The sequence below is a fragment of the Thiomonas sp. genome (genome assembly GCF_054608695.1).
Window position 1 is genome coordinate 117,729 of record NZ_JBTRXV010000003.1, and the last position, 11,574, is coordinate 129,302.

Genomic DNA, 11,574 nt, shown 5'->3' on the forward strand with positions numbered 1-11,574 from the left:
TGTGAAAATCAGCCGTTGAAGAAGCCGCCGTCGCGGGCTTGTTGGTCGGCGTGATAGCTCGAGCGTACCAGCGGGCCGACGGCGGCGTGGGTGAAGCCCATGGCGCGTGCCTCGCGCTCGAACATGGCAAAGGTCTCGGGTGGCGCATAGCGCGCCACCGGCAGGTGGTGGCCGCTGGGGGCGAGGTATTGGCCGATGGTGAGCAGGTCGATGTGGTGGGCACGCATATCGCGCATGGTGTCGAGAATTTCCGCGTCGGTTTCGCCCAGGCCCACCATCAGTCCGCTCTTGGTGGGGATGCCGGGATAGCGCACCTTGAAATCGGCCAGCAGCTTGAGCGAGTGGGCGTAGTCGGCGCCGGGGCGGGCCTGCTTGTAGAGGCGCGGCACGGTTTCCAGGTTGTGGTTCATCACGTCCGGCAGGCCGGCGGCGAACACGTCGAGCGCCTTGTCGAGCCGGCCGCGGAAGTCGGGCACCAGCACTTCGATCTGCGTGGCGGGCGACAGCTCGCGCGTGGCGCGGATGCAGTCGACGAAATGCTGCGCGCCGCCGTCACGCAAGTCGTCACGATCGACACTGGTAACCACCACATAGCGCAGCTTGAGTGCGGCGATGGCCTGGGCCAGATTGCGCGGCTCGTCGGCATCGAGCGGGTCGGGACGGCCGTGTCCGACGTCGCAAAACGGGCAACGGCGGGTGCACTTGTCGCCCATGATCATGAAGGTGGCGGTGCCGTGACCGAAGCATTCGCCGATGTTCGGGCAGGAGGCCTCCTCGCACACCGTGACCAGCTTGCGCTCGCGCAGCAGGCTCTTGATTTCGTAGAAGCGCGACGAAGGCGCGGCAGCCTTGACGCGAATCCAGTCCGGCTTTTTCAGCGCCGTGCCTTCGGCCACGATCTTGATCGGGATGCGCGCGGTTTTGGACTGGCCCTTTTGTTTGACCGAGGCGTCCGCCGAAGGTGGCATGGCCATGTGGGCGTTGCCCGGTGTGGCTTCGGAGCTTGGGTCGAGCGGTGCGTTCATGGGCAATGGGGTCTGAGGTTCATGCCTGCGGTGGCGTGTTGGGTGTGGTGTCGGCCAGCATCGCCAGTTCGGTGGCGAAGCACATGCCCACCGCATCGGCCCGGGTGTGCACGCCGAGTTGGGCCAGATCCACCACGTCGAGCCCGGAAAATCCGCAGGGGTTGATGCCGGCAAAGGGGGTGATGTCCATGTCGACATTGATGGCGACGCCATGATAGGTGCAGCCATTGCGCACCTTCAGGCCGAGCGCGGAAATCTTGGCGCCGGCACGGGGATGGGGGGCGCCCAGGTAGATGCCGGGTGCGCCGGGGCGCCGCACGCCCACCACGCCCAGGCGCGCCAGGGTGCGAATCACGGCTTCTTCCAGGCGATGCACGGTCTCGCGCACCATCCAGTGCCGGCGGCGCAGGTCCATCAGCACATAGACCACCGCCTGGCCAGGGCCGTGATACGTGACCTGTCCACCACGGTCGGTTTGCACCACGTCGATGCCGTGCGCATCCAGCACATGCTGGGCCTGGCCAGCCTGGCCCAGGGTGTAGACGGGCAGGTGTTCGACCAGCCAGATTTCATCGGGCGTGGTGGTCAGGCGCGTGGCGGTGAAAGCGCGCATCGCATCCCAGGTGGGCACATAAGCTTGCAGGCCGAGTTGGCGCAAGCGTATCTCGCCGGGCAGCGCCTGCGGTGCACGCGCCATGGCTCGCTCCAGCATCTGCGGGTCGGCTCTGAGGCCGGACTGAAGATGAAGACTGGCAAAGCCCCCTGAGGCGGTGCGCTCCGCCCAATGTCGCAGCGCTGTTGCGTCCGCAGCAGCATCGCGATGGGGGATGGAATGGTCCATTCATCTATCGTAACGCCATCTCGGGGTTTTCCCGAGTGACCGGAGCGGCGCCCCGGACTTGTCAGCCCACCGTCAAGCGGCCTGCCTGCGTCAGGCCTGCTGTGCCAGCAGTCGGCTGATCAGGCCGTGCAGTTCGGCGAAATTCGGCGGCCCGACGTACTGCTTCACGATATGGCCGGACTTGTCGATCAGGAAGCTGGTGGGGGTGAGGCGCACATCGTGGAAAGCTTTGGCGATATTGCCGCTGGTGTCCATCGCCACCGGGAACGGCAGCGAGCCCAAGGGGCCGGCGGTAGCGAAGGTTTTCACATAGTCGGGCCGGTCGTAATTCATCGACACGGCGACCAGCTCGAAGCCCTTGGGTGCAAACTGGTCATAGGTTTGCACCATATACGGCATCTCGCTGACGCAAGTGGTGCAGCTCGTGGCCCAAAAGTTCACCAGCACCACTTTGCCGAGCAGGTTTTGCGATGTGAGGGTCTTGCCGTCGAGCAAGGTGTAGCTCACCTCGGGCGCCTTCGGGTCGCGACCGATCGCATTCCAGGTCAGATAACCGGCCAGGGCCACGGCCACCAACACCACCAGGGCCGTCCATTTTTTCAACGATGCTTGCATCACGGGTTCACCTTGCGCATCTGCGCCTTTGATCGTGCGATTTTAGGCGCCGCTCGAAGTTTTGCTCAGGCTGCGGGCGCTGCATGTTTGAGGATCGGGCCTGCGGAAAGTTCGCCGGCGTCGAGACGACGCAACGCCTGGGTGCGCTCCCAAGGAAACGCGGGGCTGCTCCCAAGTTTCCTTGGCCGCCCTGGGATGTCTCAATACCGCTGCTCGGCCGCGCGCCCAAGCCGCCAGTTGGCGTCCCAGTTGTGAGCGTAGGCGGTGGCCAGCGCCGGGTCGTTCCACACGACAAGCACGTTCTCGGCGTTGTAGCGCGCGGCGGACACGCTGTAGTTGTAGCTGCCGGTCTGCACGCTGCGGCCGTCGATCACCATGAACTTGTCGTGGAAGATGGGATAGATGTCGATCGAGCGCACCGCGACGCCGGCCAGCAACAGGGCGTTGATGGCATGACGGGCGTAGCGCCGGTCGTCCTCGAAGTTGGCTTTCCAGTCCAGCAGCACGCGCACGTTCACGCCGCGCTTGTGGGCCACGATCAGCGCCTTGGCCACCGCTGACGCCGTGAAGCTGTAGGCCGCAAGCTGGATGCTGTGGCGCGCGCCGGCAATGGTGGCGAGCACCAGGCGCTCGGCGCTGCCGTCGGGCGAGAAGCCCACCGAGGTGGCGGCGCGCACGTCTTGTGACGCGGGCTGCGGCCTCTGGGTTCGAGCCCTGTCGTCGGCCTGCGCCGGCCCCGCGGCGGCCAGCAGCAGGGCCATGAGGAGCCATGGAATGCAGCGAAGCCGGAGCTTGCAAAAGGCTGGCATGGGATGCGGTAACAGGAGCAGAGGAGCAAGTGGCGCTGAAAGCAAACAGCCGGCACCGAGCGAGGCCGGTGTCGGCTGTTTGCTTCGCCACAACGCGGGCAACGTGCTTCGCCGACGCTCAGGCGATGACACCCTCGCGCCGACTTGCGACTTGCGCTTACTTCAGATGAGCGTTGAGCAGCTTGGTCATTTCGAACATCGTGACCTGGGGCTTGCCGAACACGGCCTTGAGCTTGGCGTCGGCGTTGATCATGCGTTTGTTGGCCGGGTCCTGCAGGTTGGCGGCCTTGATGTGCGCCCAGACCTTCTTCACCACCTCGGTGCGCGGCAGCGGCGCGGCGCCCACCACGGCAGCCAGTTGCGGGCTGGGGGTCAGCGGCTTCATGAACGCGGGGTTGGGTGCGCGCTTGGCGGGGGCCGCCGTCTTGGCTGCGGCCGGTTTTGCAGTTGCCATGTTTCAAACTCCATCGATTGCTTGAGGGGGGCGCACCCGGCTTGCGGCGGCAGGCGCGCGTTCTGTGTGCTGGTCGGCACAGCGGTGCCATGAAAGCTCCGACCCCGCATCTTATAGCCCGGCGCGCGCAGGAGCAGCAAAATGTGCCGCCACAGGCGCCCGAGCCCAAGCCGCCGTGTCGCAAAGCGTGTCCGGATCACGCACCGCGCGCAGCCGTTCAAGCGCGTTGCGGGGCCATCGAAATCGGTCATTGCACTGGGCGCTGGGCTTTGGGCGTGGTGGGCTTCAGAGTGCTCCCACGTCGATCTGACCCTGCAGCACCGCGCGCACATCGCCGCCGACCCAGACCTGGCCTTGTGCGTCCTGCGCGATGTGCACGCGGCCGCTGCGGCCCAGGCGCGTGCCTTGCGCGGCCACGTACTGCGCTGGTCGTTCGCCGTTGCCAATCAACCACTGCGCCAGACTGGCGTTGAGGCTGCCGGTGACGGGGTCTTCGGGCACGCCCACAGGCGAGGCGAAGGCGCGCACTTCGATGGCCGTTTCATGGCCTGGCGCTTGCGGCGCTGCCACGCCGACTTTGACGTGCAGGCGCCTGAGCGCGGCGTGGTCGGGTTCGAGTTGCAGCACGGTGCTCGCCGCGCCCAGCCAAAGTGCGAGCCAGCGCGGGCCGTTGTCCAGCCAGGCGCTGGCGCGCACGTCGGCGGGTGCCAGACCGAGGGCGGTGCAGACCTGGCCGAGCAGGCCTGGTTCCACCGCCTCGGGGCGCATCGGCGGCGCGGCGAAGGCCAGGCGCTGGACCGTCGTGGCGGTCGTCAAGCCGCTGCGCTTCACCGGCACCAGGCCGATGGCGGATTGCTGCATCACCACATCGGCCCGGGCGGGCACACCGCCGCGCTGCAGCCAGGCGGCGCAGGTGCCCAGGGTCGGATGGCCGGCGAAGGGCAGCTCGCCGCCGGGGGTGAAGATGCGCAGCCGGTAGTCGGCGCCGGTTTCGGTGGGGCGCAGCACGAACGTGGTTTCGGACAAACCCAGCCAGGCGGCGATGGCCTGCATGCTGGCGCTGTCCAGCGCGTCGGCGTCGAACACCACGGCCAAGGGGTTGCCGCTGAAGGGCGTGGGTGCGAACACATCGAGCTGCACGAAGGGCAGGTTCATGGCGTGGCTTTCAGGTCGTGCGGATCAGCGACGGTGCATGGACAGAGCGGGTCTGTTCCGCCTGCAGCGCTTCGCTGAACAAAGCGCCGAGCCGGGCGACGGCGTCTTGAATGATGCCAGCCTCGACATTGGAGAACGACAGGCGCAAGGTGTTGGGCGCGGCGGCGCCGACGTTGAAGGTTTCACCCGGCACATAGGCCACGCCGCGCGCCACGGCCTGTGGCAGCAGGCTCGCAGCGTCCATGCCGGCGGGCAGGGTGAGCCAGACGAACAGGCCGCCTGCGGGCCGGGTCCAGCTCACGCCCGCGGGCATGTGGTCGGCCAGGGCTTGGAGCATGGCGTCGCGCCGCGCGCGGTAGATCTGGCGCAGCCCCGGCAGGCCGCGCTCGACCACGCCGGCATGCAGCGCTTGCAGCAGCACCCATTGGTTGAAGCTGGCGGTCTGCAGATCGGCCGCCTGCTTGGCTTGCGCGAGCTTGTCGATCAGCAGTTGCGGCCCGGCGACCCAAGCCAGCCGCAGGCCGGGCGCGAGCACCTTGGAGAAGGTGCCGAGGTGCGCGCCCTGGGCCACGCCGCGCGCGATCAGGCCGGGCGCGGGCGGGGTGTCGAACCACAGCTCGCCATACGGGTCGTCCTCCACCAGCCAGGCGTTGGACGCGGCGAGTTGCGCAGCCAGGGCGTCGGCACGCGCGGGGGCGATGCTGCGCCCGGCGGGGTTGGAGAAGCGCGGCTGCAGATACGCCATGCGCGCCCCGGGCAAGGCGGCGGCGAGTTGCGCGGGCAAGGGGCCGTCGTCGTCCGCCTCGATGCCCACCAGGTGCGGGCCGTACAGCGCGAAGGCTTGCAGTGCGCCGAGGTAGCTGGGGCGCTCGACCAGCACCGGGCTGCCAGCGTCGATCAGCACCTTGCCGAGCAGGTCCAGGCCTTGCTGCGAGCCGCTGGTGATGAGCACTTGCGCCGGCGTGAAGTCCATGCCCTGGGTGCGCAGATACGCCGCCACCCATTCGCGCAGCGGCGCGATGCCCTCGGTGGGGCCGTACTGCAGCGCGGCTCGCGGGCGCTCGCGCAGCACGCGGTCGGCGGCTTCGCGCAAGGCCTCGGCGGGGAAGCTGGCGGCGTCGGGCAGGCCGCCGGCCAGCGACACCACGTCGGCGCGTCCTGCCAGATGCAGCAGATCGCGTATGGCCGAGGAGCGCAGCCGCTCGGCACGCTGCGCCAGGGGCGGGAGCTTGGATTGGGAGGATGGAGGCATCATCGAACGGCGTCCTTGGTGTTGAGGGTGGAGTTGGGGTTGGCGAGGGTTGGAGGCATGGGCGCTGCGGCCTCATCCGCTGTGGCCACTTCAGCCGCTGCGGGATGCACCCGCGCCCGCCGCCCCGCCAGCACCGTGGCCATCACGGCCAGGGCGAACAGCAGGGTGGTGGCGTCCAGCCGTTCACCGAGCAACAGGCCGGCGGCGAGCATGGACAAAAACGGTTGCAGCAACTGTACCTGCGACATGCGCACCGTGCCGCCGAGGGCCAGCGCGCGGTACCAGGCGAAAAAACCCAGCCACATCGAGACGATGCCGAGATAAGCCAGTGCGCCCCAAGCCGCTGGCGCGATCGCCGCCGCGTGCTGCGGCCACAGCCAGCACGCGGCGGGCAGGGTGATGGGCAGGCTGAACACCACCGCCCAGCTGATGACTTGCTCGGGCGGCAACTGCCGCGTCAGCAGCGCGCCTCGCGCATAGCCCCAGCCGCCTGCCAGCATCGCCAGTCCGAGCAAGGCATCGGCCGCTTGAAGATGCAGGCCCAGACCCGGCGCGCCGGGATGCGCGTGACCACCCTGACGCAAGGCATAGGCGCACACCAGCGCACTGCCGGCTGCGGCCCAGAGCCAGAAGGCGGCGCTCGGCCGTTGCCGCGCCAGCATGGCGCCGATGGCTGCCGTCGCCAAAGGCAGCAGACCCAGCATCAGCGAGGCGTGCACCGCATCGACCTGGCGCAACGCCAGGCTGGTCAGCAGCGGAAAACCGAACACCACGCCCGCCGCCACCGAGCCGATGGCCAGCCGCAACCGGCGCGGCGGCCAGGGCGTCCTGCGCCACGCCAGCCAGCATGCCGCCAGCAAACCGGCCAGGGCGGCACGCGCCAGCGCCACGAACAGCGGTGCAAGCTCCGGCGCCGCCGGCGAGCCCACCGCCAGGCGCGTGGCCGGCAAGCTCAGAGCGAAGAGCGCCGTCCCCAGCAGGCCCAGGAGCCAGGCGCGGCCGGGGACAGGCGTGGTCTGCCGGCCATGCGGCGCGACCGCCTGCGAGCCTGAGCCGTGCGCCAGCGAGCCAGGCGGCGGGCCGGTGCTCTGGCCTGCTTGCGCGGGCTTTGCTGCCGGGTCATCCGATGGGTCGATGGGTTTGATCATGTTCACAGCCTAAGCGCGTCACCCATACAGAAACCATACACTTCGGCTTTCAGCTGATCAATCTGTATAGGTGGTATCACCATGACAGAAACCTCTTTTCCGTTCCTTGCGACCAGCACCTTGCACGTCGGGCAGAACCTGCAGACGCGCATCGCCGCGCGCTTCGCCCAGCAAATCCAGGCGCAGTTGCTGGCGGCGGGTAGCCGGCTGCCCTCGGTGCGCGCCTGCGCCCAGCAACACCAGGTGAGCCCGCAGACGGTGGTTGCGGCCTATGACTTGTTGCAGGCCCAGGGCTTGGTTGAAGCCAGGCCGAAGCGCGGTTTTTTCGTGCGCGCCGCGCGGCAGGCGCCCCGGCAGTCCGCCACTTCGGCCGCCGCCGCGCCCCTGCCCACTCACGCCACGGCGCTGATGCGCGGCATGTTCGCGCAAATGCATGCCGCGGGTTCCCCGGGCTTGCGCGGCATGCCGGGCGCCGGCACCTTGCCGCCGGATTGGTTGCACACCCCGGCGCTGGCCCAGGCCGTGCGCCGTGTGCTGCGGGAGCGTGAGCTGGAAAGCGTCAGCCTGCACTACGGCCACCCGCTAGGCGATCCGGCGCTGCGCGACGCGCTGGCGCAGCAATTGGCGCAGATGGACATTCGCGCCCGGCCGGAGCAACTGCTCACCTGTCTGGGCGCGACCCAGGCGCTGGACCTGATCGCGCGTGCCTTCACCCGGCCGGGCGACGCAGTGCTGGTGGAGCAGCCGGGCTGGTCGGCGCAGTTCGCCCAGCTCGCCCAATGCGGCCTCGACCCGCTGCCGGTGCCGCGCGGCGCCGACGGACCCGATCTGGAGCGGGTGGCGCATTGGGCACGCACGCGCCGCCCGAAGCTCATGGTGGTGGTCAGCCGGCTGCACAACCCCACCGGCCACGGCCTGAGCGCGGCCAACGCGCACCGCTTGCTGCAGTTGGCGCACGAGCATGGCTTCCTCATCGTCGAAGACGATGTCTACGGCCCTTTGAGCGAACAGCCATCGCCCTTGCTGACGGCGATGGACGCGCTCGATCACACCCTGTTCATCAGCGGCTTTTCCAAGCTGCTGGCGCCGGGCTGGCGGGTGGGTTATGTGGCGGCCTCGCGCGAGCGCATCGAGCGCCTGACCGACCAGAAGCTGCTGAGCAACCTCACCTCGCCGGCGCTGACCGAGCGCAGCCTGGCGATGCTGCTGCAGCAAGGCGTGCTGCGGCGCCAGGCGCAGCAACTGCGCGAACGCCTGGGCACTGCGCGCAAGCAGGCGGTGCGTCAGGCGCTGGCGCAGGGCTGCCGTTTCGAGGCTCCGGCGCAAGGCATGTTCGGCTGGGTGGACACGGGCGTGGACGCCGACCGTCTGGCCCAGCGCCTGCTCGATCAGGGTTATCTGCTCGCTCCGGGCCGCTTGTTCGACCCGCAGGCCGAACCCAGCAGCCGCATGCGCCTGAACTTCGCCCATGCGCTGGACGCCGCGTTCTGGAAGGCCTACGCCTCGGCAGTGGCCGAACTGCGCGCGTGAGCGGTCGCAACGCGTTCCCAACTGCGCTCAACGGGTCGTCACGCCGTCACGCGTCGCCTGGCCCGGCTGCTGCGCGGAGCCATTCGGCTAACTCCGCCCGCCAGTCGCCCGCAGCCGCCGCGTCGCGTTGATCGCCGCCCTGGCACCTCGAACCCGGCCGGCTCTACGCGCGGAAATGCGCCGAGGCCCAACCGGCCGCCAGGCACAGCACCACGACCGCCGTCAGACGCGTGCGCAAGCGCAGCCAATCGGCCGCAAGCCGGGTCCAGCGTGCGGCATCCGGCCAGCCTGCGTCCTGCGCGGCGCGGGCGTAGCCGGGCCAGAGCAGGCCGTCCATGGCGCGCGTCAGCAAAACCACCAGAGCCAGCGCCAGCAGGCCCCAGGCACGCGGCATCACCAGGCAGCCCAGCGCCAGCAGGCTTGGGGCCACGCCCCACAGCAGCGCCAGGCGTTGCAGGGGCGCGTCATGCAGCGGCCGTGCCAGCACCACACCCCAATGCACAGCTCCGAGGAAACTCAGCGCCAGCGCTGCATAGGCGCTGAGCAGGCCGAGGGCGAAGGGCTGCATCAAGGCATCGGCCGGGCTGGCCCAGGAGGTCGCAGCGAGGGCGGCGAAGGGGATGACTCCGGCCCAGCCCAGGGCCGTGATCCAGGAGAGAAGCGGCGCGTGGGCGTCGCTGATGCTGTTGGCAGGCGTGGACATGGCGGCGTGTGATGGATGGGGGCGGTCGGCGCGATGGGCGAATGCGGTGCGATTGTGCCGCGCCCACCGCAATGTCGCTGGGCATGGGCAATCCTCACCATGCGTCAAAACGCAAGCGCACAGGCCCTAGGCTTCGGCATACTCCCTGCTGTAGGAAACCATGGGGGCGCAGCCTGACAAGAACGACTGCATGCGGCGGTATAGTTTCGATTGCAACATTTTGTTGCCACTCGAAACTATACGTTCACAAGACCCATCATGCCCATCACACGCCGCCAACTCGTTGCCGCCGCCCCCATGCTCTTCGCCCCTGCCATCCTGCGGGCGCAGCAACCCATTGTCATCAAGTTCAGCCATGTGGTTGCGCCGAACACGCCCAAAGGCGCGGCGGCCGAACACTTCAAGAAGCTGGCCGAGGAACGCACGCAAGGGCGGGTCAAGGTCGAGGTGTATCCCAACAGCCAACTCTACAAGGACAAGGAAGAACTGGAGGCGCTCCAGCTCGGCTCGGTGCAGATGCTCGCGCCCTCCTTGGCCAAGTTCGGGCCGTTGGGAGCGAAGGAATTCGAGCTGTTCGACCTGCCTTACATCTTCGGCAACTACGAGGAGCTGCACAAGATCACCCAGGGGCCGATCGGCCAGGGGCTGCTGAAAAAACTCGACAGCAAGGGCATTCTCGGCCTGGCGTACTGGGACAACGGCTTCAAGGACATGAGCGCCAACAAGGCCCTGCGCAGCCCGGCGGACGCCAAGGGCCTGAAGATGCGCATCCAGTCGAGCAAGATTCTCGAAATGCAAATGCGCGCCATTGGCGCCATTCCGCAGGTGCTGGCCTTCTCAGAGGTGTACCAGGCCCTGCAGACCGGCGTGGTGGACGGCACGGAAAACCCGCCGTCGAACTTCTACACGCAGAAATTCTTCGAGGTGCAGAAGTTCATGACCCAGACCCAGCATGGCTATCTGGGCTATGCGGTGATCGTCAACAAGCCGTTCTGGGAAGGCCTGCCGGCGGACATCCGCAAAACGCTGGATCAGGCGATGAAAGAGTCGACCGAGTTCGCCAACAGCGTGGCGCGCAAAGACAACGAAGACGCCACCGAGGCCGTGCGCAAATCCGGCAAATGCCAGGTGCTGGCGCTCACCCCGGCCGAGCGGCTGGCGTGGAAAAAAGCCATGACACCGGTGTATGCCGAGGCCCAGGCGCGCGTGCCCAAGGCGCTGATGGACGAGGTGTTCAAGGCCACGGGGTTCGATCCGGCCAAGTTGTGATCGCGTGATTGCCCGAAGAAGCCCGTGGCGCAGGTTTGGGCGCGCGGGCTTCTTCGTTTTTCCGGCCCCTGCGGAGTCTTTCCATGCATCCCCCGAACCTTGCCGGGCGCGCGCTCGACCGGCTTGAAGAAACGCTGATCGCCGCACTGATGGCGGCCGCCACGCTGCTGATCTTCGTCGCCGTCGTGCATCGCTACGTAGCCGGCATGCCCATTCCCGGCCTGCAAGACTGGCTGCTGCGCATCAACCTGAGCTGGGCGCAGGAGCTGTGCATTTTCATGTTCGTGTGGATGGCCAAGTTCGGCGCGGCCTACGGCGTGCGCACCGGCATCCACGTCGGCGTCGACGTGCTGGTCAACCGCCTGGCGCCCGCGCGGCGCAAGGCGATGATTCTGTTCGGCCTGCTGGCTGGGGCCTTGTTCACAGGCGTCATCGCCACACTGGGCGGCATCATGGTGTGGAAGATCGGCCATACCTCGCAGGTCTCGTCCGACCTGGAATGGCCGATGTGGACCGTCTATCTCGCGATTCCCCTCGGCTCGGGCCTGATGTGCTTTCGCTTCCTGCAAGTGGCCCGGCGCTTCAACCGCGACGGCGAATTGCCGCACCACGACCCCGGACAGGTGGAGGGGCTGGACGAGCCGCTGGACATTGCGCCGGAAGCCGACAACATCCATCCGCATGCGCGCGTGCGGACCTTGGACGAGGCAGCGCCGAGCCAGCCGCAGAGCCGCGACAAAACCAGCGAGGCGGGCGAGCGCCCCCTCGGGGGG

Annotated in this window: 11 protein-coding genes and 1 pseudogene; 3 read left to right on the forward strand and 9 right to left on the reverse strand. The window is 68.0% G+C overall.

The window, feature by feature from the left end; translation table 11 throughout:
- Positions 1-8: 8 nt before the first annotated feature.
- From lipA to ACYCUK_RS03325, 8 genes are all read right to left on the reverse strand, one after another.
- Positions 9-974 (reverse strand): lipoyl synthase, encoded by a 966-nt coding sequence (gene lipA, locus ACYCUK_RS03290; protein ID WP_461593418.1) that lies wholly within the window; start codon positions 972-974, stop codon positions 9-11.
- Between the two features lie 70 nt (positions 975-1,044).
- Positions 1,045-1,722 (reverse strand): lipoyl(octanoyl) transferase LipB, encoded by a 678-nt coding sequence (gene lipB / locus ACYCUK_RS03295; RefSeq protein ID WP_461593405.1) that lies wholly within the window; start codon positions 1,720-1,722, stop codon positions 1,045-1,047.
- 234 nt (positions 1,723-1,956) lie between these two features.
- A complete protein-coding gene (locus ACYCUK_RS03300; RefSeq protein WP_461593406.1) occupies positions 1,957-2,481 on the reverse strand; it encodes a TlpA family protein disulfide reductase in 525 nt (174 codons plus the stop codon).
- A 200-nt stretch (positions 2,482-2,681) separates the two neighbouring features.
- Positions 2,682-3,242: a phospholipase D family nuclease gene (locus ACYCUK_RS03305; protein WP_461593407.1), complete on the reverse strand. Its 561-nt coding sequence runs from the start codon at positions 3,240-3,242 to the stop codon at positions 2,682-2,684.
- A gap of 205 nt (positions 3,243-3,447) precedes the next feature.
- Entirely contained in the window at positions 3,448-3,744 is a 297-nt protein-coding gene (locus tag ACYCUK_RS03310; protein WP_112484875.1) for an SWIB/MDM2 domain-containing protein, read from the reverse strand.
- Between the two features lie 285 nt (positions 3,745-4,029).
- Entirely contained in the window at positions 4,030-4,899 is an 870-nt protein-coding gene (locus ACYCUK_RS03315) for a PhzF family phenazine biosynthesis protein (protein WP_461593408.1), read from the reverse strand.
- Positions 4,900-4,909: 10 nt separating this feature from the next.
- Positions 4,910-6,154 (reverse strand): aminotransferase-like domain-containing protein, encoded by a 1,245-nt coding sequence (locus tag ACYCUK_RS03320; RefSeq protein WP_461593409.1) that lies wholly within the window; start codon positions 6,152-6,154, stop codon positions 4,910-4,912.
- Positions 6,151-7,299, reverse strand: a complete 1,149-nt coding sequence (locus ACYCUK_RS03325; protein ID WP_461593410.1) for a DMT family transporter — start codon at positions 7,297-7,299, stop codon at positions 6,151-6,153. The genes ACYCUK_RS03320 and ACYCUK_RS03325 overlap by 4 nt, the downstream gene beginning before the upstream one ends.
- Positions 7,300-7,380: 81 nt before the next feature.
- Between ACYCUK_RS03325 and ACYCUK_RS03330 the strand changes: the two genes are divergently transcribed.
- A complete protein-coding gene (locus tag ACYCUK_RS03330) occupies positions 7,381-8,829 on the forward strand; it encodes an aminotransferase-like domain-containing protein (RefSeq protein WP_461593411.1) in 1,449 nt (482 codons plus the stop codon).
- A 163-nt stretch (positions 8,830-8,992) separates the two neighbouring features.
- Here ACYCUK_RS03330 and ACYCUK_RS03335 read toward each other — a convergent pair whose 3' ends face one another.
- Positions 8,993-9,532: a DUF3429 domain-containing protein gene (locus ACYCUK_RS03335; protein WP_461593412.1), complete on the reverse strand. Its 540-nt coding sequence runs from the start codon at positions 9,530-9,532 to the stop codon at positions 8,993-8,995.
- Between the two features lie 297 nt (positions 9,533-9,829).
- On the opposite strand from ACYCUK_RS03335, the gene ACYCUK_RS03340 reads away from it, so the two are divergent.
- Both ACYCUK_RS03340 and ACYCUK_RS03345 read left to right on the forward strand, forming a co-directional pair.
- Entirely contained in the window at positions 9,830-10,801 is a 972-nt protein-coding gene (locus ACYCUK_RS03340; RefSeq protein ID WP_461593419.1) for a TRAP transporter substrate-binding protein, read from the forward strand.
- An 83-nt stretch (positions 10,802-10,884) separates the two neighbouring features.
- Positions 10,885-11,448: pseudogene (locus tag ACYCUK_RS03345) on the forward strand (TRAP transporter small permease); the annotation flags it as partial.
- Between the last annotated feature and the right edge of the window lie 126 nt (positions 11,449-11,574).